This is a genomic window from Nocardia sp. 852002-51101_SCH5132738, assembly GCF_001665695.1.
GTDB lineage: Bacteria > Actinomycetota > Actinomycetes > Mycobacteriales > Mycobacteriaceae > Nocardia > Nocardia nova.
In genome coordinates this window covers 1-26,946 of sequence record NZ_LZML01000159.1, presented here as the reverse complement: position 1 = coordinate 26,946, position 26,946 = coordinate 1, and the positions used below count along the sequence as shown (strand labels likewise).

26 protein-coding genes are annotated in these 26,946 nt (G+C 69.2%); 11 read left to right on the top strand and 15 right to left on the bottom strand.

Annotated elements, in window-relative coordinates:
* Positions 1-62: 62 nt before the first annotated feature.
* Genes A5789_RS24525 through A5789_RS24515 form a run of 3 tightly spaced genes read right to left on the bottom strand, consistent with a single transcriptional unit; the run spans position 63 to position 3,809 of the window.
* Complete coding sequence (locus A5789_RS24525) at positions 63-2,015, bottom strand: VWA domain-containing protein (protein ID WP_064906944.1); 1,953 nt, start codon at positions 2,013-2,015, stop codon at positions 63-65.
* Positions 2,012-3,406, bottom strand: a complete 1,395-nt coding sequence (locus A5789_RS24520) for an ATP-binding protein (RefSeq protein ID WP_064906945.1) — start codon at positions 3,404-3,406, stop codon at positions 2,012-2,014. Before A5789_RS24520 ends, A5789_RS24525 begins: the two co-directional genes overlap by 4 nt.
* Before the next feature lie 49 nt (positions 3,407-3,455).
* The gene (locus A5789_RS24515) at positions 3,456-3,809 is read right to left on the bottom strand and encodes an STAS domain-containing protein (RefSeq protein WP_146101037.1); all 354 of its coding nucleotides are present in this window, start codon (positions 3,807-3,809) and stop codon (positions 3,456-3,458) included.
* Between the two features lie 260 nt (positions 3,810-4,069).
* On the opposite strand from A5789_RS24515, the gene A5789_RS24510 reads away from it, so the two are divergent.
* A complete protein-coding gene (locus A5789_RS24510; protein WP_064906947.1) occupies positions 4,070-5,038 on the top strand; it encodes a TIGR03557 family F420-dependent LLM class oxidoreductase in 969 nt (322 codons plus the stop codon).
* A gap of 77 nt (positions 5,039-5,115) precedes the next feature.
* On the opposite strand, the gene A5789_RS24505 is transcribed toward A5789_RS24510, so the two are convergent.
* On the bottom strand, positions 5,116-5,562 hold the full coding sequence (locus tag A5789_RS24505; RefSeq protein ID WP_227463021.1) for an ATP-binding protein: 447 nt from the start codon (positions 5,560-5,562) through the stop codon (positions 5,116-5,118).
* Between the two features lie 193 nt (positions 5,563-5,755).
* Here A5789_RS24505 and A5789_RS37425 point away from each other — a divergent pair, with 193 nt between their 5' ends.
* Genes A5789_RS37425 through A5789_RS24470 form a run of 7 tightly spaced genes read left to right on the top strand, consistent with a single transcriptional unit; the run spans position 5,756 to position 9,930 of the window.
* The gene (locus A5789_RS37425) at positions 5,756-6,244 is read left to right on the top strand and encodes a Na+/H+ antiporter subunit E (protein WP_064906949.1); all 489 of its coding nucleotides are present in this window, start codon (positions 5,756-5,758) and stop codon (positions 6,242-6,244) included.
* Positions 6,244-6,495, top strand: a complete 252-nt coding sequence (locus tag A5789_RS24495) for an MrpF/PhaF family protein (RefSeq protein ID WP_064906950.1) — start codon at positions 6,244-6,246, stop codon at positions 6,493-6,495. Before A5789_RS37425 ends, A5789_RS24495 begins: the two co-directional genes overlap by 1 nt.
* Entirely contained in the window at positions 6,488-6,784 is a 297-nt protein-coding gene (locus tag A5789_RS24490; RefSeq protein WP_064906951.1) for a monovalent cation/H(+) antiporter subunit G, read from the top strand. Before A5789_RS24495 ends, A5789_RS24490 begins: the two co-directional genes overlap by 8 nt.
* Positions 6,784-7,026 (top strand): DUF4040 domain-containing protein, encoded by a 243-nt coding sequence (locus A5789_RS24485; RefSeq protein WP_064906952.1) that lies wholly within the window; start codon positions 6,784-6,786, stop codon positions 7,024-7,026. The genes A5789_RS24490 and A5789_RS24485 overlap by 1 nt, the downstream gene beginning before the upstream one ends.
* Positions 7,023-7,772, top strand: a complete 750-nt coding sequence (gene mbhE, locus A5789_RS24480) for a hydrogen gas-evolving membrane-bound hydrogenase subunit E (RefSeq protein WP_064906953.1) — start codon at positions 7,023-7,025, stop codon at positions 7,770-7,772. Before A5789_RS24485 ends, mbhE begins: the two co-directional genes overlap by 4 nt.
* Positions 7,769-8,116 (top strand): sodium:proton antiporter, encoded by a 348-nt coding sequence (locus A5789_RS24475; protein ID WP_063018968.1) that lies wholly within the window; start codon positions 7,769-7,771, stop codon positions 8,114-8,116. The genes mbhE and A5789_RS24475 overlap by 4 nt, the downstream gene beginning before the upstream one ends.
* Entirely contained in the window at positions 8,116-9,930 is a 1,815-nt protein-coding gene (locus A5789_RS24470; RefSeq protein WP_064906954.1) for a complex I subunit 5 family protein, read from the top strand. The genes A5789_RS24475 and A5789_RS24470 overlap by 1 nt, the downstream gene beginning before the upstream one ends.
* A gap of 6 nt (positions 9,931-9,936) precedes the next feature.
* Here A5789_RS24470 and A5789_RS24465 read toward each other — a convergent pair whose 3' ends face one another.
* The 3 genes from A5789_RS24465 to A5789_RS24455 all read right to left on the bottom strand — a co-directional run bounded on the left by A5789_RS24465 (position 9,937) and on the right by A5789_RS24455 (position 13,948).
* Entirely contained in the window at positions 9,937-11,295 is a 1,359-nt protein-coding gene (locus A5789_RS24465; RefSeq protein WP_064906955.1) for a TIGR01777 family oxidoreductase, read from the bottom strand.
* Positions 11,296-11,367: 72 nt separating this feature from the next.
* On the bottom strand, positions 11,368-12,888 hold the full coding sequence (locus tag A5789_RS24460; protein WP_064906968.1) for a class I adenylate-forming enzyme family protein: 1,521 nt from the start codon (positions 12,886-12,888) through the stop codon (positions 11,368-11,370).
* Positions 12,889-12,976: 88 nt separating this feature from the next.
* The gene (locus A5789_RS24455) at positions 12,977-13,948 is read right to left on the bottom strand and encodes a phosphotriesterase (protein WP_064906956.1); all 972 of its coding nucleotides are present in this window, start codon (positions 13,946-13,948) and stop codon (positions 12,977-12,979) included.
* Positions 13,949-14,128: 180 nt separating this feature from the next.
* Here A5789_RS24455 and A5789_RS24450 point away from each other — a divergent pair, with 180 nt between their 5' ends.
* Positions 14,129-14,689 carry a QsdR family transcriptional regulator gene (locus A5789_RS24450; RefSeq protein WP_064906969.1) on the top strand — a complete coding sequence of 187 codons (561 nt, stop codon included), beginning with the start codon at positions 14,129-14,131 and terminating at the stop codon, positions 14,687-14,689.
* A gap of 13 nt (positions 14,690-14,702) precedes the next feature.
* Here A5789_RS24450 and A5789_RS24445 read toward each other — a convergent pair whose 3' ends face one another.
* The 3 genes from A5789_RS24445 to A5789_RS24435 form a co-directional block, all read right to left on the bottom strand.
* Positions 14,703-16,100, bottom strand: coding sequence for an AarF/ABC1/UbiB kinase family protein (locus A5789_RS24445; protein WP_064906957.1), 1,398 nt, complete (start codon positions 16,098-16,100; stop codon positions 14,703-14,705).
* A gap of 176 nt (positions 16,101-16,276) precedes the next feature.
* Complete coding sequence (locus tag A5789_RS24440) at positions 16,277-17,299, bottom strand: alpha/beta hydrolase family protein (protein WP_064906970.1); 1,023 nt, start codon at positions 17,297-17,299, stop codon at positions 16,277-16,279.
* Between the two features lie 241 nt (positions 17,300-17,540).
* The gene (locus tag A5789_RS24435; protein ID WP_064923310.1) at positions 17,541-18,767 is read right to left on the bottom strand and encodes a triacylglycerol lipase; all 1,227 of its coding nucleotides are present in this window, start codon (positions 18,765-18,767) and stop codon (positions 17,541-17,543) included.
* Between the two features lie 373 nt (positions 18,768-19,140).
* Here A5789_RS24435 and A5789_RS24430 point away from each other — a divergent pair, with 373 nt between their 5' ends.
* Positions 19,141-19,767 carry a YdcF family protein gene (locus A5789_RS24430; RefSeq protein WP_064902745.1) on the top strand — a complete coding sequence of 209 codons (627 nt, stop codon included), beginning with the start codon at positions 19,141-19,143 and terminating at the stop codon, positions 19,765-19,767.
* Between the two features lie 20 nt (positions 19,768-19,787).
* Here A5789_RS24430 and A5789_RS24425 read toward each other — a convergent pair whose 3' ends face one another.
* The 5 genes from A5789_RS24425 to A5789_RS24405 form a co-directional block, all read right to left on the bottom strand.
* Positions 19,788-20,831, bottom strand: a complete 1,044-nt coding sequence (locus tag A5789_RS24425) for an alpha/beta hydrolase family protein (RefSeq protein WP_064902744.1) — start codon at positions 20,829-20,831, stop codon at positions 19,788-19,790.
* Positions 20,828-21,787, bottom strand: coding sequence for an acyl-ACP desaturase (locus A5789_RS24420; protein ID WP_064902743.1), 960 nt, complete (start codon positions 21,785-21,787; stop codon positions 20,828-20,830). The genes A5789_RS24425 and A5789_RS24420 overlap by 4 nt, the downstream gene beginning before the upstream one ends.
* A complete protein-coding gene (locus tag A5789_RS24415) occupies positions 21,784-22,980 on the bottom strand; it encodes a CdaR family transcriptional regulator (RefSeq protein ID WP_082955833.1) in 1,197 nt (398 codons plus the stop codon). The genes A5789_RS24420 and A5789_RS24415 overlap by 4 nt, the downstream gene beginning before the upstream one ends.
* Positions 22,981-23,411: 431 nt before the next feature.
* Entirely contained in the window at positions 23,412-24,863 is a 1,452-nt protein-coding gene (locus A5789_RS24410) for a lipase family protein (protein ID WP_082940924.1), read from the bottom strand.
* A 185-nt stretch (positions 24,864-25,048) separates the two neighbouring features.
* Positions 25,049-26,263 (bottom strand): lipase family protein, encoded by a 1,215-nt coding sequence (locus A5789_RS24405; RefSeq protein WP_030518371.1) that lies wholly within the window; start codon positions 26,261-26,263, stop codon positions 25,049-25,051.
* 175 nt (positions 26,264-26,438) lie between these two features.
* Between A5789_RS24405 and A5789_RS24400 the strand changes: the two genes are divergently transcribed.
* Positions 26,439-26,660 (top strand): hypothetical protein, encoded by a 222-nt coding sequence (locus tag A5789_RS24400; protein ID WP_030518370.1) that lies wholly within the window; start codon positions 26,439-26,441, stop codon positions 26,658-26,660.
* Positions 26,661-26,946 lie beyond the last annotated feature (286 nt).

The following is a 26,946-nucleotide window of genomic DNA, read 5'->3' as shown; positions in this document are numbered from 1 at the left end:
CTGGGCTCACGGCGGCGACGCGAGCGGCGCCACCGCGAACCACAACATTCGTCCTGTCGACGCTATCGGCGCCGCCCGCTCAGGTAGTCCGACACCACTGCCGCACCCAGGCCGTCGAGATCCGGGGCGATGACGCGGCCGCCGCTGCGGCGGGCCATCAGGTCGACGAACGCGGCGAGCCTGGGGTTTTCGCCGAGGATGAACACCGAGACCGACGCACCGAGCTTCGCGAGGACGTCGACCTGGGCCATGGTGACCGCGAGGGTCCGCGAGTCGGGCGGCCAGTTGAAATACGAGCTGCCGTCGGGTTCCAGGTGGGCGGTGGGCTCGCCGTCGGTGACCACCAGGACCACCGGCACCGCGTCGGGGTGGCGGCGCAGGTGACGGGCGGCGAGCAACAGGGCGTGGTGCAGGTTGGTGCCCTGTTCCCAGACCGCCTCCAGGCCGGTCAGTTCCGCGATGTCGACCGTGGTGGCGTGGCGGCCGAAGGTCACGACTTCCAGTGCGTCGGAACGGAATCGGGTGCTGATCAGCTGATGCAGCGCCAGGGCGGTCCGCTTCATCGGCAGCCAGCGTCCGTCCTGCACCATCGACCACGACGTGTCGACACAGAGGGCCACCGCCGCGCGGGACCGCTGATCGGTTTCGGTGATCTCGACATCCGAGACCGACAGCGATACCCGGCGGCTACCCGTCGACGCCGACCGAAGAACCGCGTTGCGCACGGTCTTCGACACATCCCACGGTTCGGTGTCGCCGAAGCGCCACGGCCGCGTCGCGCCCGTGGGTTCGCCGGCCGCCCCGGCTGTCACCGTCGCCCGCTGTCCGCGCTGAGCGCGCAACCGCCCGATCACATCGCGCAGCGCCACCTCACCGAGACGGCGTAACACCTTGGGCGTCAAGCGAAGCGACCCGTCGGGAGCACGTTCGAACAGACCCTGGCGGCGCAGTTCGCGTTCCAGCTCGGCCAGCCGCGCGGCGTCGACGGCGGCGTCGGCACCGAGCTGACGGGTGAGGGCGTCGAGGTCGATATCCTCGAGCCGGGCGCCGGGATAGGACTGGCCGAGTTGTTCGGCCAGCGCGTCCATTTCGGCCAGATCCTGCATCGCCTGTGCGCCCTCGCCGAGACCGAGCGGATCCTGGCCCCGGAACCGCTGTCCCGAATCCCAGTCCTCACCCGGACGCAGCGCGCGCAGCGCGGCATCCAGCGCCGAAACCTGTTCGGCGATACGCGGATCGCCGAAGGCCTGGCCGATCAGTTCGCTCAACTCCGCCTGCTGCTGCGGCGAGAGCGAATTCATCATCCGCTGAGCGGCGGCCGCCCGCGCCGCCAGCGCGTCGATCAATTCCTCGGTGTTGCGGGGGTTTTCGGGAAAGAACTCGCCGTGTTCGGCCATGAACTCCGCGAACTGGCGCTCGGTGTTCTCCCCGCGGGCGTGGGCGGCGAGCAGCTGGTTCAGATCCGACATCATCTGCCGCACCCGCTCGACATCCTCGGGCGTGGCATTCTCGAGCGCCTGCTTCATTCCCTGGAAGCGGGAGTCGAGCAGTTCGCGGCCGAGCAGTTCCCGTATCCGCTCGTAGTTGGCGCGCCCCGTCTCCGAGCGCCACTGGTAGTCGGCGAGTTCGGTCACCGCGGCGGCGGTACTCGACGGCAGCGCGTCGAGTTGCGCCTCCGCGAAGCGGGCATCATCGGCCGGGTCGGGGAACAGCGCGGTGCGTTCGGCCTCCAATGCCTGGTCGAGCAGTTCCCGCACCTGCTGCAAGGTACCGTCGAGGCGGTGCTGCCGGGTGAGCTCGGCACGGCGTTGCCACAACCGCCGGGTCAGCTCGTCCAGCCCGGGCGTGCGGCCGGTGCCGCGGCGCAGCAGCTCCTCCAGGGCGGTGCGCGGGGAGCTGCCGTCCATCACGTCGCGGCCGATGGAATCCAGCGCGTCCCGGAGATCGACCGGCGGCGCCAGCGGGTCGGGACCGTCGTGATAGGGGCCGTAGGAGTAGCGGTCGGGGGTCGTCATGAGCCGTAGGTCGCTGTGCCGTCGTCGGAATCCTTGGCCAGCTGACGACTCAAATACAGTGACTCCAAAGCGAATTCGACGGCCGCGGCGATACGCGCCGGCGAATCGGTGGACTGGGTGCCGAGCCGCTCGGCCACCCGCGCCAGCACCGGCAGCTCGGGCAGCGCCGAGAGCACCTCCTGGCCCGGCACCCGTTCGCCGGTGGTGACCGGATGGCCGGCGCTCACCGCCTCGGCCAGCGGTCGCAGATCCACCCCGGCCAGCCGCCGGCGTGCCGTCTCGGCGAAGGCGCGCCGCAGCAGATGGGTGAGGTGCTCGGTTTCGCGGCCCTCCTCGCCGGATTCGAATTCCACCTTGCCGCGCAGCACCGCGGGCACCGACTCCAGGTCCACCGGGCGGGCGACGGCGGGATGTTCACCGGTCAGCGCGGTCCGGCGCAGTGCGGCGGCGGCCACGGTCTCGGCAGCCGCCACCGCGAAGCGCGCCGAGACACCGGAACGCTGATCGACCGCCGGCGATTCCCGCAGCTGGCGCACGAAGCGGGCCAGAACCTCGAGCAGCGGATCGCCGACCTCGGCGACCAGCTCGGCCTCCTGGCGCACCAGCGCGGTCTCGGCCTCCACATCGAGCGGATAGTGGGTGCGGATCTCGGCGCCGAAGCGGTCTTTGAGCGGAGTGATGATGCGGCCGCGGTTGGTGTAGTCCTCCGGGTTGGCGGTGGCGACCAGCAGCACGTCCAGCGGCAGCCGCAGCGTGTAACCGCGCACCTGGATGTCGCGTTCCTCCATCACGTTCAGCAGCGCGACCTGGATCCGTTCGGCGAGGTCGGGCAATTCGTTGATGGCGACGATGCCGCGGTGGGCGCGCGGGACCAGCCCGAAGTGGATGGTTTCCGGATCGCCCAGACTGCGGCCCTCGGCCACCTTCACCGGGTCGACATCGCCGATCAGGTCGCCGACCGAGGTGTCGGGTGTGGCGAGCTTCTCGGCGTAGCGTTCGCTGCGGTGACGCCACGCCACCGGCAGGTCGTCGCCCAGTTCGGCCGCGAGCCGCCGGCCCGCCGGGCTGATCGGCGCCAGCGGATGTTCGCCGAGTTCGGCGCCGTCGATCACCGGCGTCCATTCGTCGAGCAACCCCACCAGGGTGCGCAGCAGCCGGGTCTTGCCCTGGCCGCGCTCGCCGAGCAGGACCACGTCGTGGCCGGCGAGCAGCGCCCGTTCCAGTTGCGGGACGACGGTGCGGTCGAAGCCGACGATGCCGGGCCACGGATCGGTCCCGGATCGCAGTGCGGCGAGAAGATTCTCGCGGATTTCGGATTTCACCCCGCGCGGCTGATAACCGGCGGCGCGCAGTTCGCCCGCGGTGGCGGGCAGATGCTGAGGAACACTCACCCCAGCGACGCTACGACGATCTTGCGAGTCCGACAACGATTGTGTCGGCTCACTTCGCGGCGGCGGGCGGGGCGGGCAGGCTGTGCAAGGCGCCGACCACGGTGGAATGGATGGGCAATTCGGCGGTCAACGGGTCGACCGCCGCCATCCGCGCGATCGTCGGCGTGCGGCTGACCAGGCAGATCGCGACACCACGTCGACGCTGGTCGGCGGCCTCCTCGGCCAATACGACCAGTGCGCGCCAACCCAGGAAGCCGAGCCCGCCGGTATCCACGACGAGCGGCCCGCCGTGGGCTGCCGCGAGCGCCGCACCCTGGTGTACGAGGCGGCGCCAATCATCGAGAGTGCACGCATCGGCCTCGCCTCGCACCGACAGGACGACCGCGGCTCCGTGGGTGCGCATGATCGCACTGAGCCGGGCCTCGGGGCGACCCGGGACGGGAAGGGAACGGTGATGACCGATTCGGAATGTGGCGTTCGTCTTCATGTGCGATCTCCCAGGCGAAATCGACATGTGCAGTGCCCCGCTTTTTCGAGGCAAATCCCGCTGTCACATTTCTAACAAAGACGAAGCGGTCTGTATAGCCCGTCTGCGTACGGTTGCCGGCCGCGACGCTGGGTAGCCGAGACTCGACTGTCCCACGCATGTGAGGAGCCCCCGCAATGCAGATCGGTTACAAACTGGCGTCGGAATCCTATGGGCCGCGCGAACTGATCCGACAGGCGATTCGTGGTGAGGCGGCCGGATTCGACTTCGTGGAAATGAGCGATCACTATCATCCGTGGCTCGACAATCAGGGCCACTCCCCCTTCACCTGGACGGTCTTCGGCGCCATCGCCGAACGCACCGAACGCATCCGCCTGGTCACCGGCGTCACCTGCCCCACCATCCGGTATCACCCGGCGATCGTGGCGCAGGCCGCGGCCACCTTGGCGCTGGTGTCGGACGGACGCTTCGATCTCGGGGTCGGCTCCGGTGAGCGGCTCAACGAACACGTGGTGGGCCGGGAGTTCCCGCCGATCGATATCCGCCAGCGCATGTTGCGCGAGGCCCTCGAGATCATCCGGCTGCTCTGGCGCGGCGGGTATCACACGTATCGCGGTGAGTACCTGTCGATTTCGGACGCGCGGGTGTTCGACCTGCCCGAGCGGCTGCCCGACATCATCGTCGCCGCCGGTGGCCCCGACGCCGCCCGCCTCGCCGCCGAACTCGGCGACGGGCTGTTCGCGACCGACCCCGAAGCGCAGATCGTCGACACCTATCGCGGCGCCGGCGGGCGCGGCGGCGGCTACGCCGAGGTCGGAATGGCCTGGGCCCCCGACGAACAGACCGCGGCGCAGGCCGCATTGGACACCACCCGCTGGGCACTCACGGGATGGAAGGTGATGAGCGAGTTGCCGAATCCGGTGAATTTCGCCGCGGCGACCACCACCGTGCGGCGCGACGATATTCTCGAACAATTCGCGTGCGGTTCCGATCCGAAACGCTATCTGGAAGTCGCGCAGCAATATGTGGATGCCGGATTCGATCATCTGGTGATGCAGAACGCCGGACCCGATCCGGAAGGATTCATCGACTTCTATCGCAGCGAACTCGATGCCCCCCTGCGGGAATTGACTCCGGCGAGCTGAAATTCGACGGCCGGCGCGCAACTCGAGGGTCCGGCAATACGATTGCCGGACCCTCGCCGTGCCCCGTGCGGTGATACTCAGGCGGTGCTGCCGTGCCGGCGCAACCGCCGGAATTCCACCGTCACCGGATAACCGGCCACCGCCGAATCGAAGGGTGCCGTGGTGGCCTCTAGCGAGTCGGTGATGGAGGTGAGCACATGCCAGCCCAGTCCGTCCCGGTGCAGCGCCTCCGGCGTGACCGCTACCGCGGTCACCGCCACCGACATCCGGTCACCGTCGTAGCCGAAATCGCATTCGATCGACGATCCGGGCACGGCGCGTTCGATCAGCGCGGTGGCGATCTCGTCCAGCGCCACCCGTATATCGGTCACCTCGTCGAGTGCGAATTCGGCCATCAAAGCGACCGTTTCGGCCAGAGCGCGCAGCATGAGCAACTGGCGCGCTTGGGCGAGTACTCGCACGCCGACGACCGAACCCGCAGGCGCCGGGTCCGCCGACGGCGAAATCCACTCGCTCAAGGACACGTCCTCTCCTTCCGCCCCGCAGGCGCGTCTCCGCATTTTCCGCTCGTCGTCGCCGATACCCTGCCATCCGGGGAACCAAACGTCGGAGGGGGACCGGGCAGGCGGCGGTCCGCGATTGACGGCGGCATCGCCGGGTACCCGCAGGCCGAGCGGGTATGCGCCGTTCCGGTGCGGCCCTGAGGAGGAGGTGCGGATGCGGCGCGGCGGTGTCGTGGCGGAAGCGGCGGCCTGGTGGCTGATCTGTGTGCTCATCTGGCAAGCCACGGTGACGGTCGCGGCGTGGGAGGAGTTGATCGCCGCCGCGGTGCCGGCGCTGCCGTGCGCGGTGGCCGCGTGCGCGGCGCGACGTGCGGTCGGCGGGAGTTGGCGGCCCCCGGCCCGGTTGCCGCGGTGGGTGGCGCGCACCGCCCTCACCGTGGTTCGAGACGGCGCCGGAGCACTCGCGCTGGTGGCGCGCGGTCGGCGTCCGGCCGGGCGGTTCATCGAATTACCCTTGCCCGCAACCGGTTCGACCGCACAGCGAGACGGACGGGAAGCGGCCGCGACGATTCTGCTCTCGGCGACACCCGGTTCCCTGGTGGTCTACTCCGATCCCGAACATTCCCGGATCAGGCTGCACACCCTGCCGCTGCCCGAGTCCGCGCTGCAACGCGCGGTCCGCGACCCGGACCGGCGACGCTGATGTGGACCATCGCCTCGATCGCCCTGCTGGCGGGCGCCCTGCCGCCGGGAATCTGGTTGTCCGCGCGCGGTATCGCGGCCCACCGGCTGGTCGGAATGCAAATGGTCGGAACAGTCGCGGTGCTGGCGCTGATCACGATCAGCCTCGCCGTTCGCCGCCCCGACTATCTGATCGTGGCGACGGTGCTGGCATTGCTCGCCTTCGCCGGAACCCTGGTGTTCACCCGGTTGACCGGGGCCGGCGATGACTGATGCCGCCACGATCGCGGCCGGCGTCGTACTCGGCGCGGCGGTCGTGGTGGCGGTGGCGGCCTCCTGGTCGGCGCTGCGACCGCGCGGGGTGTACGCGCGGCTGCACTATCCCGGCATGCTCGCGTCGGTGACCGGGCCGCTGCTGACACTGGCGGTCCTGCTGGACTACGGCCCCGGTCTCACCACCGCGATCGTCGCCCTCACCGCGGCACTGCTATGGGTCACCGCGCCGGTGTCGTCGGCGGCGATCGGCAAGCTGAATGTCGTTCTGGGCGAACGGAAATCGTGATGGACGTACTGATCATCCTCGCACTGGTCCTGGTGGCGGTAGCGGCCACCGTCGTGGTCTGCACCGAGAACCCGCAGCGCCAGGCGGTGACGCTGGGCGTCTACGGGGCGCTGTTGTCGCCACTGTTCCTGCTGCTCGGCGCACCCGACGTCGCACTGTCGCAGATCGCGGTCGGCACCGCGGTGGTGCCACTGATGGTGTTGCTGGCCGTGCGGTCGGTGCGCCGGCGGAGACGCTCGTGAGCACCCGGGCGCGCCTCGTGGTGGTCGCCGCCGGAGCCCTCGGATTGGGTGTCGCGCTGATCGTCGCGATACTGCGAATTCCGGATTTCGGCAACGACTTCCACCCCTACCGCGATGCCGCGGTGACCGAGGCGCTGCACCGCAACAGCCCGAATGTGGTGTCCTCCATCAACTTCGATCAGCGCGGGTTCGACACCCTCGGCGAGGAAGCCATCCTGGTGGCGGCCGTGGTCGGGGCTGCCACACTGCTGCGCCGCACCTCCCAGCCCCGGCCACCGCGTCCGGCGATCGACCCGTCGTCGCGTCCACCGCTGCTGGCCGCCACCCGCCTGGCCGGCTATGTCCTGCTGCCGGTGACCTTGCTGATCGGCGCCGACGTCGTCGTGCACGGCCACCTGACCCCCGGCGGCGGCTTTCAGGGCGGGGTGGTGCTGGCCACCGGCCTGCACCTCTTATATGTGGCCGGCGACTATCGCGCACTGCGGCGGGTCCGGCCGCTGGTCTGGTACGAGACGGGGGAAGCGGTCGGCATGGGCGCGGTCCTCGCACTCGGCGCCGCCGGGCTGGCGGCCGGCACCGGATTCCTGTCCAACTTCCTGCCGAAGGGCACGAGCGGACATCTGTTCTCCGCGGGCACCGTCGCGCTGTTCAGCTGCGCGGTCGGCATCGCGGTGGGCAGCGGCATCGTCGTACTGCTCGCCCAGTTCCTCGACGAGTATCTGGGCGCCGACGAAGGGGCGAGATGAGCGTATTCCCGTATCTGGTCGCGGTGTGGATCCTGCTGATGGGACTGTTCGGCGTCGTCCGCAGCCGCCATCTGGTCCACACCGTGGTGTGCGTATCGGTGACCCAGTCGAGTACGTACGTGCTGCTGCTGGCCGTCGGATATCGGAAGGGGGCGACCGCACCCATTTTCGGGCAGGCCAATCCGCCCGGTTCGCCGGTGGTGGACCCGGTGGTGCAGGCCATGGCCCTGACCGACATCGTGGTCTCGGCGACGGTGAGCGCGCTGCTGCTGGCGCTGGTGATCCAGGTGGCCAAGCGGCACGGCACGGTGGTGCCCGATGAGCTGCACGCCCTGCGCGGCTGATGGGCGGTTCCGCGAGCGCGCTGCCGCCGTTGATCGTCACGGTGCCGATCGCCGGCGCCTGCGTACTGCTGCTCCTCGGGCGGATCGCACCCCGTCGCCCTGTCGACGCCCTGGCGCTGCTCACCGCATTGGCCACCGCGATCCTGGCCGGGTGGCTGCTGGCCGCGACGGGGTCGGGCGCGGTGGTGACCTGGGTCGGCGGCTGGCACCCCGGGCCGCGGTTCGCGGTGGGCATCGTGCTGATCGCCGACCGGCTGGGCGCGGCCATGGTGCTGCTGATCGCCGTGCTCGCGACCACGGCGCTGCTGTTCGGCTGGCGCTATTTCGACACCGTGCGCGCGCACTATCCGGCTCTGCTGTTGCTGTTCACCGCGGGCATGGCGGGCTACGCCCTCACCGGCGACCTGTTCGACATGTTCGTCTTCTTCGAGCTGATGAGCGTGGCCGCGTACGCCCTGACCGGTCTAGAGATCGAGGAGCCCGAAGCCGTGCAGGGCGGCTTGAACTTCGCGGTCGTCAATTCGCTGGGCGCCTATCTGTGCCTGTTCGGCATCGGACTGCTCTACGCGCGAACCGGTCAGCTGGGTCTGCCGCAGTTGAGCCTGGCGCTGTCGCAGCGCACGCCGGATGCGCTGGTGCTCATCGCATTCGGGCTGATCGCGACGGGCTGGCTGGTGAAAGCGGCGGCGGTGCCGTTTCATTTCTGGCTGGCCGACGCGCACGCGGTCGCCCCCACTCCGGTGTGCGTCCTGTTCTCGGGCGCGATGGCGCCGCTGGGGATCTACGGTGTGGCGCGGGTCTATTGGGCAGTGTTCGACACCGTGCTGCCGGCCGCGGGCGTCCATCGGATGATGCTGGTGCTGGCCGTGTGCACCGCGCTGCTGGGCACCGTGATGTGTGTCCTGCAGCGCCATATCAAGCGACTGCTCGCCTATTCGACCATCGCGCACATCGGACTGTTCCTGCTCGGCCTGGCCGCATTGACTCCGGAGGGCGTGGCGGCCGCGGCGGTGTATCTGGCCGGGCACGCCGCGGTGAAGGGCGCGCTGTTCCTCATGGCGGGAATTCTGTTGTCGCGGTATCGATCTCTCGACGAGGTGCGGCTGTACGGTCGCGCCCGGCGACACCGGGTGGTGGGTGCGGCGTTCCTGCTGGGCGGACTCATGCTGATCGGAATTCCGCTGTCGGGCACCGGTTTCGGTAAATCGCTGCTGGAGGAGTCCGCGCATTCGGTACCGCTGACCGTGCTCGTGGTCGCGGTGTCGGCGCTGACCGGCGCCGCGGTGCTGCGGGTGGGGTTGCGCGTATTCTTCGGCGTCGGCCGTCCACCCCGGCCGGCGTCGGAGGCGGACGAAACCACCGGTGCGCACGAGACTCCCGATGCCGACACCCCGCCCGGCCGCATTCCGGCGACGATGCTCGCGGCGGTGTTCGCGCTGTTGAGTGCCGGTGTGCTGAGCGGACTTCCGGGACGATTCGGCCGTGAAGTGGCCGCGGCGGCCGCGCAATTCTGCGATCGGATCGGCTATCGAGACCGGGCGTTGTCGGGAGTCGTCTCGGCGCAGTCCGCGCCGGACCTGAGCTGGACGCTGCACGGAACGATCCTCGGCCTGGTGTCCGCCGGGGCCGCGGTGACGCTCGCCCTGCTCGGCATCCACCGGCGAAACAGACTGGGCGACAATACTTCTCGATCATCCGCGGTGATGGCGGTGCGGCAGGGACTGCACCGATTGCACAGCGGGCATCTGGGCGACTACGCGGCGTGGCTGGTGTTCGGCTGCGCGGCCGTCATCGGACTGCTGTGGGTGGGATGAGGCGGTCTACTCCCCCGGCGCCTCGAGCCGACCCAGCACATGCCGCAGCGCCGGTTCGAGACGGTCGGTGCGGAAGTGATGGCCCGTGGCCAGCAGCCGGGCCGGCTCCACCCGCTGACTCGCCGCGGCCAGCTCCCGCGCGCCCTGCCCGCCCAGCAGCAGCGCCGGACCGACCTGCGGCACCGGCAGAATCGCGGGCCGGTGGACGACGCGGGCCAGCGTGCGGGTGTATTCGGCGTTGCGGACCGGATGCGGTGCCACCGCGTTCACCGGACCCGACAGCGCGGTATCCCACAGCGTGCGGTGGTAGATGTCGATCATGTCGTCGATGCCGATCCACGACATCCATTGCCGCCCACCGGCGATGGGCCCGCCCAATCCGGCACTGAACAACGGCCGCAACAAGCGCAGCAGCCCGCCGGCCGGCGACTGCACCAGCCCGGTCCGCACCCGCACCACCCGGACCCCGGCCTCACGGGCGGGCCGATCGGCCTCCTCCCAGGCCGAGACCACCTCGGCCAGAAATCCGTCACCGGCCGGACTGTCCTCGGTGAGCACGCGATCGCCGAGGTCGTAACCGTAATAGCCGATCGCGGAGGCCCCGACGAAGGTCGGCAATCCGGTTCGCGCGGCCAGCTCCGCGAGCGCGCGCGTGGGTCCCACGCGGCTGTCGCGCACGCGGCGTTTGTGCTCGTCGGTGAACCGGCCCGCGATCGGCGCCCCGGCCAGATGGATCAGCGCGTCCACTCCGTCCAGCAGATCGGCGGCGGGCGCGGCCGGATCCCACTGCCGCTCGTCGCGTTCGCGCGCGGTCCCGCGCACCAGCCGGATCACGCGATGGCCGCCGGTTCGCAGAAATGCGGTCAGGGCCGTCCCGACCAGTCCCGAGGCGCCGGTGATCGCGATGGTCGACGATCGCAGGCCGTTCTCGGCGGCCCGGGCGTGGGCCGCCAGATCACCGGCCAGCTGCCGGTGACGATATTCGAACATGGGCCGCAGCAGCGCGGCGGGCACGGGCGTATCCACCTCGTCGACGATCCGGGTGCGCCCCGCGTCGACGGCCTCGAAGCCGTGGGTGTGGCGCCACGGCACCACGTGCGCGAAGGCCGAGGCGGGGCCCTCGGCGACGAGTTCGTCGGCGAAACGGTGCGGCGGGTCGTAGGCGACCGGGTCGTGGCGGGCCACCCAGCGCAGGTTGCCGGGCAGCGCCAGTTCGGCGCGCCCGTCCTTCAGCGATCCCGCCTCGCGGACCACCCGCACCGGTTGCCACGGCGGCGCCAGCCTGGTCAGCGCACCGGGCCGGGTGAACCATTCGAAGACCTCGGCCTGCGGAAAGTCCACGACATTCGCCGATTCGAAACCCATGAGGCGGCAGTACCCCCGCCACACCGGCCCGAAACTGCCGGCCACCGGCATCGCCGGGCGGCGTCGCCGTTCTCACCGCAGCGGGTCGCCCCACGTCGTCCGCTCCCGCAACGCGGCCTTGAGCAGTTTGCCGCCGGCGTTGCGCGGCAACGGCTCGCCCACCACGGTCACATACTGCGGCACTTTGAAGTCGGCCAGCCGTTGCCGGCAGTGCTCGATCAGAGCGGGGATGTCGAGCCCGCCCGGATCGGGGACCACCACGGCGCCGACCTTCTCCCCCATGACCGCGTCCGGCACGGCGAGTACGGCGGCGTCGGTGACACCCGGCGCCGCGAGCAGGACCGCTTCGACCTCGACGCTGGAGACGTTCTCCCCGCCACGGTTGATGATGTCCTTGATCCTGTCGACGATGTGCACCCGCCCCGCGTCGTCGACGCGGACCACGTCACCGGTGTGCAGCCAGCCGTCGATGATGGTGACGGCGTCGGCCTCGGGCCGATTCCAATAGCAGCCGGTGACATTCGCCCCGCGCACGACCAGTTCGCCGACGCCGGGCTCCTCGCCCAGGGGGGCGATGCCGAGTTGGACGGAGGGCACCGCGTAGCCGACCGAATCGGCGTGGTCGACGGCGTCGCCGTCGGGCAGCACCGTCATCAGGGACGCGGTCTCGGTCATGCCGTATCCGTTGAAGACCTGAGCGTTGGGGAACGCGTCTTTCAACGACAGCACCAGCGACGGTGCGATCGGCGCGCCGCCGTAGCCCACCCAGCGCACGGTGGCGGTGTCCGCGCCGGCGAAGTCGGGGTGCCGCAACATCAGCGCATAGACCGCCGGCACCGTCACCAGGAACGAAATCCGCTCCGTCGACAGCGCGGCGATCAGCTCTGGAACACCGAGCGCCGGCATGATCACCGCGGTCCCACCAAGATGGACGGCGGTCAGCAGCTGGGAGTTGCAGCCGGTCACGTGGAACAGCGGCACAGAGATCAGCGTCCGCATACCCTCGCCGATATCGCGGGGCAGTCCGATGCAGCGCACCATGTTCTCGGCATTGGTCACGAACGCCTCGTGCGTGGTGGGCACACCCTTGGGATGGCCCGTGGTGCCCGAGGTGTAAAAGATCGCCGCGCTGTCGGAAGCCGAAAGATCCTGCGTCACAACCGGTTCGCCGTCGGGAAGCGGTACGCCGGGAGCGAGGTCGATCCGTGCGCCCGAATCCGCCAGCACGAACTCGACCTCCGGCCCGGCCGAGCGGATGTTGACCGCGACGGCGATTCCGCCCGCCATCACCGTGCCCCAGAAGGCGAGCACCCAGTCGACCCCGGCCGGATACCGCACCGCGACACGGTCTCCGCGTTCCAATCCGGCCGCACGCAGACCGCCGGCGACCCGAGCGGCACGCTCCCACAACTGCCGATAGGTCAGGCGATCCGCTCCGAGTTCGACGACCGCTTCACTCTCGGGCCGCGTCTCCACCTGGGCGCGCAGCATATCCAGCAGTGTCGCCGGGAGGCCGGTGTAGTGCGCGACACCGTCACGTTCGGCGATGCCGGTGCGCGGAAAGGGATTGTCGCGGCGCGAAATCTCGATCACCGCGGGTTCGGTTGTCATCAGTGCATCTCCTCGATCGGCCGCGTTCGCACTTCGCCGGGCGCGCAACACATCACGGCCCGTGCAGAGCTCAGGCACCGAAATAGCGGCGCGGGTTGTGGACGAGCATGGTGTCGATCTGCTCGTCGGTGACGCCGCGCGCCCGCAGCGCCGGCAGCACGTCGTCGCTGATATGGGTGAAGTTCCAGTTCGGCACGGCGGCGGCCTTGCCCTCCTCGGAGAACCAGTCGATGAAACACGCCGCGTCGTGGGCGAGGACCATCTTCTCGGCGTACCCCCGCTCGACCAGTCGCACCACGGTGTCGACTCGCTGCTCGAACGGCAGCAAGACGTCGAGTCCGAATCGGTCCATGCCGAGATAGGAGCCGGCGTCGGCGAGTGCGCACAGATAATCCAGATCGGTGCTGTCGCCCGAGTGCCCGATGACGACCTTGCCGAGATCCACCCCCTCCTCCGCGAGCACCTTCTGCGCGATCAGGCCGGACTGGTTGTGGACGTTCGTGTGCACCGTGATCGGCGCCCCGGTCTCCACGTGGGCCTGGCCGACCGCGCGCATCACCCGCTCGACTCCGGGCGTCAGGCCCTGTTCCTCGATCGCGCATTTCAGGAATGCGGCCTTCACGCCGGTTCCGGCGATCCCTTCGCGGATGTCCTTGACGAACAGCTCGACCAACGGCTCGTCGACGTCGAACAGCAGGCCCGGGCCGGTGTAGTGGAACTGGAACGGCACCTCGTTGTAGGTGTAGAGACCGGTCGCCACGACGATATTGATGTCGACCTGCTCATTGATCCGCTGGATCCGCGGAATGTAGCGACCGAGCCCGATCACCGTCGGATCGACGATCGTGTCGATCCCGCGCGCGGCGCATGCACGCAACTTCGCGACCGCATCCGCGACCCGCGCGTCCTCATCCCACTGATTCGGATATTCGGGATAGTTCTGCCGCATCTCCTCGCCGAGCACGAAAACGTGCTCGTGCATCAGCACCTTGCCCAGGGCGGCGGTGTCGAGGGGTCCACGGACGGTTTCAACGGTAGACATCGAATTCCTCGGGGGTATCGGCGACGAGCAGGACAGCCATGAAGACCACCGGAACAATGTGATCCACGCCATCCTGTGTGAGACACTGCGCAAGTGTGTCTCAGAGTCGAGGATTCGTCAACCAGCTCGATACGGCCGCCGAGCCGGCACGGCCTGCCGCGGTATGAGGAGATGGACGACATGATCGCTACTTCCGAGGGGCGTCGCGCCGTCGACGCGGCGACGAAGCTGTACCTGGCAGGCGAACAACTCGACATGTCGGTGCTCGCCCGCGACCTGGGCATCGGACGCGCGACGCTGTACCGGCACGTCGGCAACCGGGACGACCTCATCGCGACCGTGCTGGCCGAAGCCACCGAACGCACCTACCGCAAGGTCTTCACCACCGCCACGGGATCCGGTGCGGCCCTCGTTCTCGACACCCTCGAACGGGTGATGAACGCGGTCGCCGAGTCCGAACCGCTGCGGACGCTCACCAGTCGCGAACCGGCGCTGTTCATCCGGCTCGCGCTGCTCCCCGGCAGGATCGAATCGACGTCGGCGCGCATGGTCGCCGAACTGCTCGACAGCGAACAGCGCCAGGGAAATCTGACGTTGCCCTTGGCCCCCGACGTCCTGGCCGAGGCCATCGTCCGCATCTGCGACGCGCACCTCTACGCACCCCTGCTCGGCGGCGATCGACCACGGATCGACACCGCGCTGGCCATCGTCGCCCTGCTCCTCGGCGAACGCCGGGCGTGAAGGACCGGTGAGCTCAGTCGGTGGGCAGTTCGATGCCGTCGGCGGCGACCTTGGCGGCCACCTCCTCGGGGAAGATGTTGCGGAACAGGTACAGATCCTGACCGAGCCGCCAGCCCGGGGCCAGCGCGACCGCATAGCGTTCGAAGTAGCCGAGCTGTTTGCCCATCAGCAGCAACTGCTGCGGGCCCGAGGCGCCCCGGCGTTTGCCGAATTCCACCAGCCGGGCCGCGACCTTGCCCATATCCAGTTTCGCCAGCTTGTCCGACAGCACCGGCGCCAGCGCGGTCGCCAGCTGCCGGCCGATGGTGGCGTCGTCACCGTCGTCGCCGTCGAGCAGATCCAGTTCCCGCAGTGCCCGCGCGACCGGTCGGAAGTCACCGTCGATGGCGCTGGCGTGGAACAGCGCGCGCACGAAGGCGCGCCACTGCGGCGTCATGGTGCCGACGATGCCGAAGTCGAGCATGGCGGCGCGGCCGTCGTCGAGCAGCCAGAGGTTTCCGGCGTGCACGTCGCCGTGGAAAAGGCCGTGCACCACAACACTTTCCACCCAAGCCTTGACCAGACGGCGGATCAGCAGCTCGGGGTCGGGATGGGCGGCGCGGATGTCGTCGAAGCGGTCGAGCGGCATGCCGCTCATCCGCTCCATGCACAGCACGCGCGGACCGCAGTACTCCCAGTACACCTCGGGCACGACCACACCGGTGTTGTCGCCGAAGGCGGCCAGATCGGCCCTCGCCTGCGCCTGATTGCGGGCCTCGTTGCGGAAGTCCAGCTCGGCGACGGTCGTGTCGTACAGGTCGCGCACCACGCCTTCGGCATTGGCGATGCGTGCGTTCTCCGAGCGTTTGGTCAGCGCACCGGCCAGCCGGTACGCGGCGCGCAGATCGACGATCATGCGGCGGGCGATGTCGGGGCGCTGCACCTTCAGCACCGCCGGGCGGCCGTCGGCGAGCACGCAGGCGTGCACCTGAGCCACCGAGGCGGCCGAGAGCGGTTCGTCGTCGAATTCCCGGAACAGCCGGTCGATCGGAGCGCCGAGATCGGCCTCGATCACCGCGCGGGCGTCGGTGGCGGGAAACGGCGGCACGTCGTCGAGGCAGCGCAGGCACGCGTCGGCGAGCTCGTCCGGAAACGAGGCCGGCGACGAGGCGATGAGCTGGCCGAGTTTGACGAACATCGGGCCCAGCGCCTCGAAACCGTCGACCGTGCCGTCGGCCATCGCCCGTCGGCGCTTGGCCGGGCGCAGACCCTCACGCAGGACCCGGCGCGTCACCCGGCTGCCGATCGTCGTGCCGATCGCGGCGGTACGCCGGAACTCCGCGAATCCGAATTTCTCCAGCGCCGGTACCGGCTGCGGCGGAGTCGCCCCCGCGCCCGGTCCGGAGGCGGTCTGCGTGGCCGCCGCCGTCACCGCAGGACCCCGCCGGTCACCTGCTCACCTGCCCGAATCATTCGTTGCGACCGTCCCATCGTCGTATCGTTCGTGCACAGTCTACGACTGCCGGGCCACCGTACCGGCCGATGTGACCCGCCGCACCCGAACCGCCCCGCTCGCAGCACGCCACCGTCACGGCGTGACCGGCCGGTTCACGGCGCGATGCCGAGACCCGCGGCGAGTACCGGCCAGGAGCGTTTCAGCGCGTCCTGCCAGTAGCCCCACGAGTGTGTGCCCGTGGGTTCGAAGTCGAAGGTCGCCGGAATACCCAACTCCCCCAGACGAGTCGACATATTGTGCGTACACCAGTTCACCGCGGCCTCGATCACCCCGCCGATCACGAGCTGATCCAGATATCCGCGCGGACCGGGCTGCATGTGGTCGCCGCCGTACACGTCGTACATACCGGGCACACCGGTTCCGGTGGAGATGAACAGATTCAGTCCCCGCAGCCCGTCGGCGTGCACGTACGGGTCGTTGGCCGCCCACATCGGATCGTCGTCGGGGCCGTACATGTTCTCCACATCGCCGCCGCCCCAGGTCTGTACCGCCATCTTGACGAATTCCCGGCCGATCGGATCACTGATCTGCGCACATCCGGAATACGCGGCCACCGACCGATACAGCCCCGGAGCGGCGATCGGCAACTGCAACACCGAGGTTCCCGAGGTCGACAACCCGGCCAGCGCGTTGGCGCCGGTGGTGCGATAGCGCCCGTCGATCAGCGGCGGCAGTTCCGCGGTGAGAAACGTCTTCCATTTGTACACACCGAGTTTCGGATCCGGCGCGCGCCAATCGGTGTAGTAGCTCCAGCGGCCCCCGACCGGCTGCACGACGTAGGTCTGCTTCGCCGACAGGAAGCCCGCGACATCGGTGTTGCGCTCCCACGTGGCCGAATCCTGGCCTCCCCCACCGCCGTTGAGCAGATACAGCACCGGCGCGGGCGCCTGGTCGTCGGCGGGCAATTGCACCTTCACCATGATGTCGGTGTTCATCGCCGCCGAATGCACCCGCAACTGCTCGGTGCGCGGATCGAGCCGCCAGCTGCCGGTGACCGCCGACCCGTCCGCGGCGACCGGTTCGGGTCGCGCACCGGCGGGCGCGGCCCCCAGCACCGCGCCCGCGAGCACCAGAACGACGGGAATGATGCTGCCGCGCAACATCTTTCCGAACATGAGAACTCCTTCGTGAAGTAACGGATCGCCGCAGCGGCGGGCCGAGACGAAAAGGCCCGCCGGGCGATGCGGTGTGAGGGCATCGCCCGGCGGGCGCACCACCGTGGGTGTGTGCACTCCTGAGCGCGGATACGAGGCCGGCGTGTCCTCGATCCGCGCCGGACCCCACGGCGGCGTGCGGCCCGCCGGAACACGATGGGAATTCAGGGTTTTCGCGTTCCGGCGGGCAGGTCGCCACGACTCAGAGCTTGCCGCCGCCGCCCAGCAGCCACGGGTTGAAGCTGCAGGTCAGCGCCGGAGTCTGGGCCGGATCGAGGGTGTTGAGGATGATCGACAACACCCGCGGCGAGTACATCATCGTCAGGTGATCCGACAGATCCTGCTCGCATCCGTCCTGCAAGGTGACGTTCTCGACCGTCGCACCGGGCCCGGGCTGCAGGAAGGTCAGGTCGTACGGCGTGGTGACCTCGTCGTAGCGGGTGCCGACCACCGTGTAGTCCACACCGGGCATGGTGTCGCCACCGGCGTTGAGCTGATTGACGAAATCCGAACCGACCGTCTGCTGGATACCGGAGTGGCCCACGAAGATCTCGACCAGTCCGAGCACGTCGATGCCGAAGTTGTTGATGGCCCGGCCCAGCGCACCGATACCGTCGAGGGTCGTGCCGTGGTTGGTGGCGCCGAAGGTCATCATGTGATGCACCTTCGCCGCACCACCGTCGAACTTCAGATACCACCGCGACATCGCGCCACCTTGAGAATGGCCGACCAGATTCACCTTCTGCGACCCGGTCGCCGCCAGCACCCGATCCACGAACTGCGCCAACTGCTTCGACGAATCCTGAATCAAACCGGTGCCGTTGGCGCCCGGCAGCACCGATCCGAGACCGCCGCCCTGAATGAGATTGGATTTGCCGTAATTGAAGGTGAATACGCAGTAGCCGGCGTCCTTGATGGGCTGACTGACGAAGGAGAAGTTGTCGTAGGCGTTCTCCCATGTCCCGTGCACCAGCACCACCGGCTCCGGATGCGCCGCGGTCGGCTTGCAGTTCCAGTCGTTGGTTCCCGGCGGGGCCACATCCGGATGCAGCAGGCCGTAGCCGAAGGCGGCCAGGAACGAGCTCTGTGCCGGGCCGTAGCCGATGGTGTCGCTGGAGGTTCCACCCGATGATCCCGAGCTGGACCCGGAGCCGCCGTAGCAGTCGCCGGAGCCGTTGCCCGAGCCCGCGCCACTGCCCGAGGTGCAGGCCGAACCGGTGCCGGCGCTACCGGTGTCGGCGATCGGGTGGGCGGCGGGATTCTTCAGTCCCTGGTCGATGAAGTCGACCAGTTGCTGCTCCTGCTGCTGATCGTTCGACGCCCCCGCCGGCTCGGCGTCGGCGCCGACCCCCGCGAAGCCCATCATCAACAGCGAAACCCCCACGACGACCGCGGCGCTCAGCGACCTGCGGCGGGTGTTTGGTCTCATGGGTGAACCTTTCGTCAGAACATCGGCGTTCTTTGTTGCGATGCGCGACCGCGAGCCGCGCGGCCGAAACCGAACTCAGACGCTAAAGTCGCTGACGAGCCGCCGATACGGACAAAGGCAGTCTCTTCGGAATCTCACGAGACGCCGAACGGACCGCAGTGAAGTTGCACAGCCGGGCGAATTGTCCGGCGACGCCGGAGCTTTTCCCGAATCGGCGCAGTCACAGCAGTAATCCCGAATGTGCCGTGAAATATCCAGCGATACAACCAATTACGACGCAATCACGAACAGATATCGGATTCTCACTGGGAGTTGTCCGTCCGGTCCGGTCCACGTGAGCACGTGGCACGGCCCCACGTCGTCTGGAGTCCTGATGCCCGGCATTCGTATCACTGTGCGACCCACCGGTTTTCGCTTGCTCGCCGCCGCCGCGCTGGCCGTCGGCGCTCTCACCGCGGTCGCGCTTCCCGCCGCCGCGGCCGATCCGCTCACCGATGCGGCCGGCGTCATCGAACAGCTGCGCGCCGTCGGCGATCCGCTGCCGCCGCTGCCCGCCCCGCACGGGCCGACCACCGCGATCGTGGTGCTCGGTTACGGGCTGATGCCCGACGGGACCATGCGCCCCGAACTCGTCGCCCGGCTGGAGGCGGCGCTCGTGCAGGCGATGGTGTCGCCGGCCTCGCCGATCATCGTCACCGGCGGAAATCCGCAGGGCGGCACCACCGAAGCCGACGCCATGGCCCGCTGGCTCGTCGCCCACGGCACGGCCCCCGACCGGATCCACATCGAATCACGTGCCGGCGATACCGTCGAAAACGCCACCAACTCCGCGGAAATGATGCACGCGCTGGGCGCCGGCGATGCGGTGGTCGTCACCTCGGCCGACCACATGCCCCGCGCCGTAGCCGATTTCGTCGATGCGGGCGTGCCGGTGGTCGGCACGGTCAGCCCGCAGGATCTGCCGCCGGTGGTACTGGAGGTGTTCGGGCCCCGACAGTGAAACCGGAGTCGCCGGTCGTCTCAGCGCGGACCCCAGGTCCGCGCTATCCCGAGCCCGACGGCCAGCGCATCCCACGCCGACGGCAAGGCGGCGGTGAAATCGGGCCACGAATGCGTCCCCGCGGGGATGTAGCGCACGGTGGCCGGGATGTTCAGCTGAGCGAGCCGCGCGGCGAAGCGCTCGGTGCACGTGCGCGCCCCCGCCTCCAGCGCCACGCCACCACCCGCGGACCGCAGCGCACCGGCGACGTCGTGCGCGGTGGCGATCGCGGTCAGATCCGGTGGGCTCGGCAGGCCCGTGGCCGCCGACAGATAGATCGGGGTGCCGCGCAGGGTATCGGCGCCCAGATAACTGTCGTGGGCCGCCCACTCCGGCGAATTCGTTGGGCCCCAGAGGTTTTCGGGGTTGCCGCCACGCGAGGCCACGGTAATGCGAGTGACGGCCTGGCCGACCTCGTCCGCGGTGGAATAACAGCCGCTGATGCCCGCCACCGCGCGATAGAAGCCGGGGTGGCGCTGTGCCAGCATCATCGCCGCCTGCGCTCCCATCGACACTCCCGCGATGGCCCGGCGCCCGTCGGCATGCAGATATTTCTCCACGATCGGCGGCAATTCGTCGACGAGGAAGGTCTCCCAGCGGTTGAGGCCCAGGTTCTGGTCGTAATGGTCCCAATCGGCGTACATACTGCCCACGCCGTCACCGGGCAGCACCACGTCGACCGGCTTGCCGGCGAAGAAGCGCGCGGCGTCGCCGTCGGTGAGCCAGCCCGAGGTCGCCGCACCCTCCACACCGTCGAGAAGATAGAGGGTGGGCCGGGGTTCGCTCCCGGCGCCGTGCAGCACATCGATGGGCACCACTCGATGCATCGCGGCGGAGGCGACGTACAGCCGATCCCAGCCCGGCCCGCGAGTTTCGGTGCGCACCAATTCCGTTCGCGTCACGGCGGGATCGATCGCCGGCGGGGCCAGAGGCGGGGGCGCTGCCGGATCGGCGCACACCGGAGCCGCCGCCATCGCGCCGGCGGCCACGGCCAAGGCAGCGCTCAGCGCCGCACGAGTGATCACCGCTGCACCACCGCCGGACCGTCCGCGAACGCCGTCTCCCGGGCGCGCGCTCGTTCCCGCCGTTCCCGGAAGCGGACGGCCGTCTTCTCCAGAGCGGTCAGATAGGCGGCCAGTTCGTCGCGGGCCCGCTCCCCCGTACCGGTCAGATCGGTGCGCTCGAACACATGCCAGTTGCGCAACACCGGACGCAGCACCGTCTCCAGATGCTGCGGCGGATCGTAGATGCCGTGGGCGGCCAGCAGCAGCGCGTGCCGCCGGAAGCCGGGCCCTGCCGACCCGGGCAGGCGGAAACCGGTGACCGCCTCGGTGATCGCACGCATCATCGCGTCCGGAGCCAGCTCGAGGGCGGCCCGGGAGATATTGCGATAGAAGATCATATGCAGGTTCTCGTCGGTGGCGATGCGCGACAGCATCCGGTCGGCGATCGGTTCACCACAGGCGATGCCGGTGTTGCGGTGACTGATCCGGGTGGCCAGCTCCTGCAGTGTCACACAGGCCAACCCGCGCAGCAACCGCGGGACCTCCGGCGCGGCGACGCCGCTGGTCAGCCGAGTCATCCGGGCGCGTTCCAGCGCAACGGGATCCACCGCGCGGGTCACCACCAGGTAGTCGCGGATCACAATCGCGTGGCGGTTCTCCTCCGCGGTCCAGCATCCCACCCACGTTCCCCAGGGCCCGTCGCCGCCGACCATCTCGGTGATCGCGCGATGGCAGGAGGGCAGATCGTCCTCGGCGAGCAGATTGGTGACCAACGCCACCCGCGCCACCTCCGGCAACGCCGATTGTCGCGGCTCCCAATCGTTTCCGCCCAGTGCCGCGAAATTGCGGCCCTCACCCCAGGGCACGTAGTCGTGCGGATGCCAGGCACGTGCCTTGCGCAGATGATCCGCGAGGCAGCGTTCGGCGACGGGTTCCAACTCGCGGAGCAGATCGCGATCGGTCACGGCGAGGCTCACGCATACTCCTCGGCGCGCGAATCGGTTGCGAGGTCGAAGGCCAGCAACGCCAGGCTCGCCCGCGCCAGACCATCCGGGCGGGCCAGCTCGATTCCGGTCAGTCGCTCGATGCGCCGCACCCGGTGCGCGACGCTGTTCGGGTGGATCGCCAGCCGCACCGCGGTCGATTTGCGATCCAGACCCGAATCCACATAGGCGCGAAGGGTTTCCAGCAGATCCGGATGCGGCCGCAACGGACCGAGCACCGCGGCCAGATGCGCACGCGCCGGCCCGGGCCGGGTCAGCTGGTACTCCACCGCGACGTCGGCGATCTCGTACAGCCCCGGCGGGCGGCCCAGTGCGCGTACCAGTTCCAGCAGTTCATGAGCCTGGGCGGCCAGCTCCGGGATGCGTGCGGTGGGACCGGCGACGACGGTCGCGGTCAGCGGCACCGAGGCCGCCGCGGACAGTACGTCCAGGGTGTCGGCGGTCAATACCGGGGCGTCGATGCGGGCGGTGGCATCGGGGTCGTCGACCGGCACCAGCACGGTGCCGCCGTCGACGGAGAGCAGTGACAGCGCCCGTGAACCCAGCACCGGCGCCAGCGCGCTCTGCAGTCGGCGCAGTTTGCGGCGGGCCACCGTTTCGGCATTGCGACGTGGATCGGATTCGCCGGGATGCGGGGCGATCGACAGCGCCACCACCTGATAGGCGGGCGCGACCGCGATCCCGGTGCGGCGGGCCAGCGCCGCGCGGCCGTGTCCGCTGAGCAGCGCGGTGACCAGGGTCTGGGCCGCGGTCTGATGATGCCGGGCGGCCGAACGGTGTTCGTCGAGATAGGCGGCCGAGGTCGCCACCGTCACCGTCTCCAGCAGGCGCAGGGCCTGCTCGGCGTCGGCGAACAACGTCTCGCCGTCACCGCGGCCACCGGCGATATCGCTGAACGCGCGCCGCACCGCCTCGTGGTAGGCGCGCAGCACGGTGTCGAGGTCGATGCCCTCACGTGCCCAGGCGCCGGCCCGGCCGACCAGTTCGGCCAGCCGCGCGGCATCCGCCGGTTCAGGATCGGGTTCGGCGACCATATCGGCGGCCAGGGCGAGACATTCCCGCACCCCGGCGCCGAATTCGGCGCTGGTGTCGGAATGCGGCGCCGGCGCGTCGGTGCGCACACTTCGGGTCAGAGTCGCCGCCAGGCTGGGTGCGGATGGTGTCATCGGGTCGCTCCAGAATCTGTCCCCGCGCGAAGTGTGCCCGCCGGATGCCTTGGGGTGAGGGTGCACCCGGCGGGCGGTTCCACTGCTACGCACAGTGACCGCGTCGAGGAAGGGGTTGGAAGTCCTGGTGCCGCGGGTCGAGCTGTGCGCCGTGAGCGGCGGCTTCGAGTTGGGAGCCGCTCACCGGTGGCCGGTCCGGCGTCCGCACTGCCGACCTCCTCTCCTTACAGAAGGTGCGGGTGCGCCGGTTGCCGAACGCGGCACCGTCCGCGCAAAAACCGGTGCCGCGTTCACATCACGGTACGGCCACGGAATCGCCTCGAACCCGAAACACCGGCGATCCGATGACAATTCATGAATCGCACCGGGGGCGGCTGGGGTCGCGGCACAAAATCATCCGCGACCCGGCGCGAGAGAAAGACGCCGCCGTTTCAGCATTCACTCGGGGCGGAAACGCCCTGCAATCGCTGATCGACCCAGCCCATGGCCTCCGGATACCCCAATCCCGCTGCGATGATGTGCTCGCCCGGCACGCTGCGATACACCGCCGCCACGCCCAGTGAGCATTGGTCGCGATAGAATTCGCGGGCCCCGGCGGCCGGAATCCAGAATTCCTGTTCGCCGTTGTAGACATACAGCGGCACAGCGGATTTCATGCCCTGCATCCGCGTCACCCGGTAGATGTCACCGGCCAGTGCGCTGTGCAGCGGATCGGGGGTGTCGGCGGCGATATCGATCGGCAGTGACAGCACCCCGGGAACGGCGAACACACCGGCGCAGGTGTCCTTGAGCGGCGAGAGGGCCGCCCACCGGGCCAGATTGTTCATCCTGGCCAGGATTTCCGGCCGCTCCCGTCCCACTCCGAAGGTGGCTGCCAGGAACACACCCGAGGCGAAGTTGGCGTTCATGCTCTGCGAGAGGATCTGATAGTCGGCCGGCACGCCGCCCAATGCGGCACCGACGATCAGCGGCGCCAATTCCGGTGCGTAGGAATCGATCAGCGCCACCGCGCCGCGGGTGGCGATGGCACCACCGGAGTATCCGTGCATGGCGTAGCGGCTGGCGCCGAATTCCGCGGGCAGCTCCCCGCGCATCGCCCGGATCGCGTCGAGCACGGCGTGGCCGGCCACGAAGGGTTCGGCATAGGCCATTCGCGGACCCTCGTGATCGGGAATCAGCACCGCGTACCCGCGCAACAGCGCCAATTGCGTGGTGGGCGGGACGAAATCGGTGGTGCCGGTATCCCCGGAGAAACCGTGCGCGAGTGTGTAGCCGGGCGTGCAGGTCCGGCCCAGCGCGTCGATGGGAAGATTGTTCACCAGCACCGGCCGCGATCCGGGACCCGTCCACGGTGCGGCCGGAATCGCCAGTGTCGCAGTCGCATACGAGGGCGCGTCGTGTGCGTCGGTGGTCCGGTATTTCACCTGCAACGCCTGCCGCACGGGCACCACCAGCAGCGGAGCGGCGGTCGCCGTCACGTCCCGGGTCGCGATCACATCACCGGGCCGCAGCCCCGCGAGATCCGCGGGCCAGTCGTCGAGCAGCGGATCGCCCACCGGCGAGGGCATGACGGCCTGCTGCAGCCGGGCCAGGTCGGCGGTGACGCCGGTCTCCCCGGCGGCCGCCTGATCGGCCACCGGGATGGGTGGCGGCGGCACCAGGACGTTGATCCACTGCTGCAGCTGCGCGAGCCCCGGCGCCGGCGGATTCGACCGCGCTGGATCCGGATCCTGGGGTGCGAGCGGTGGCCCCGGCAACCCGGGTAAGGCGATCGCGGGTAACGGCAAGGCGGGCAGGGGAATCGGCGGCTGGGCCGCTGCGGTACCCGCAACAGGACCGCAACCGATCAGCAATGCCGTGACCAGTACATGCCGGATTCGCATGGCGCACCCCACTAAAGCTCACCGCTGGTTCCCGTGCGCTGCCAACCCGAGTTCCGCGCTGAACCAGGTGTTTCGAGACTACCGGGGCGAATCCGGCTGTCCGGGCGGCGTGTTCGGATCGTGCGCGCCGCGAGTCCGCATCGATATCGAATCCGGCACGCCCCCGCGGTGCGGGGCCGGCGCGCTCAGCAGTTGCTCGGCACCGGCTGAGCGTGCATGCGGCCGTCGAGCCAGCTCAGCACCTGCGGCAGACCCAGCACGGCCGCGGTGAGGTGGTCGGGCACCGGAATGGCCTCCGACTGGACCGTGACCCCGGCCTGGCACCAGCGCCGATCGGTATTGACGATCGAATCCACCGGGATCAGGCCGTCGATGGGCGAATGCCATTCGAAGACCGGCATATTCGGCACGCTGTCGGTGTAGAGCTCGAGGCTGTTGTCCTCGACCACCTTGCGCGCGACCGGATCCTCGGTCATCGACGTGGTTTTCGCGAACTCGCTCACCCCGTGTCCCGCGCCCGCGGCCAGCAGTCCGTTGGTGCAACTGTTCGCCATCACCTGCCGCACCGCCATGCCCTTGTCGTTGAGCTGGTCCGACAGCGGGAACCGGTCGGGGTATTCACGTTCCAGGCCGAGTCCGGCCGCCATCGCCAGGCCGAAGGCCGGATGCGAGCCGTACCCCAGGCCCTCCAGCATCTTCACCATGTTCATCGGCACGCCACCGGCCGCGGCCCCTGCGATGCGCAGTTCCGGTGCGTAGACCGGCGCCAGCGCGGCCGCCCATGCGGTGGCCATGCCGCCGCCGGAGTAGCCGGCCATCGTCACCGGGCTGTGCTCGAGTTTCAGATCGGCCGCGTGCTGCACCGCGCGAATGCCGTCCAGGGTGATCTGGCCGCCCAGACGCGCTGCGCCGTAGGCGAACTGCGGCCCGAGATGGTCGGGCATCGCGATACTCCAGCCGCGCTGCAACACCACGTTGTAGGCGGGCGCCTCGCGGACCATCAGATCCGGGTTCTTGGTGTAGAGCACATGGGAGACACTGCAATCGGCGCCGAGTCCGTTGATGATCGTCTGATACGACAGCAGCGGCCCGTCGGCCGCCCGCTTGCGCGGCGTCAGGACGGTGGTGGTCGCCGCGATCGGCTTGCCCTCGGAATTGGTCGAGCGGAACTTGATCAGCGTGATGTCGGTGTCGGGGAAGATGTCCAGCGGCGGTAGCGGTTTCGTCGCCAGCACATCGCCCGGCTTGTGTTCGGCGATATCGGCCGGCGCGGCGTAGAACGGATCCGGGTCCGGTGCCGGGTAGATCGGTTGCGCCGGTGCGGAAGTCGTGGCGGCAGCGAACAGCAACAGACTGCCGGCGGCGACGCTCAGCGCCCGCCGGACCGCGGTGAGGCCCATGGGCAAGAGATTATCGCGCGCGCGAGGCAACCCGAAATCGGCACCGCAGCTCCTGAGAAATCACAAGTTTGCCGCGCGGCGGTATGTGTCACGCGATGAATTCCGCGCTGAAACCTGTTCGGGTTACCCGCGAGTACGTAGCTTCGTTCCTGCACCGATGCAAAGGAGCACGGCTATGGACATCTCCGAAACGGCCCCCGACATCCCCACTCGCCGGATCACGGTCTACTTCGGCGGCACCGGCCCCGACGGCGACATGGTGCTCGAATACGCCGCCACCCGCGCCGAGGCCTGGGAGTTCGCCGCCGCCGCCGTGCATTCCGGGCTGGCGGTCACCGTGGACGGCATGGTCCGGCCCGGATTGCGACCGCTGCCCTGCCGCCGATTGTGGCATTGAGGAACCGATCCGCGTCCCGGCGACTGTGAGCGATCACAACGGCCCGCCGACCTGCTTCGATTTCCGCACAGACGATTCGCGAAGCACCCTCGGTTCCCGGCCCGCCGGTTAGCGTTAACCGCCGGAACAGATAGTTCGGGAGTAGAAGGAGTCAGTGATGACCGTCGACAGCTCCAACCGGTCCAGTCTCACCTTCTCGGGACGGCCCATGTCGTCGCCGTTGAAGGATGTGTGGTCGCTGTCGCGGCACATGGTCGGCCACTTCGTCGAAAACGTCGCCCCCTGC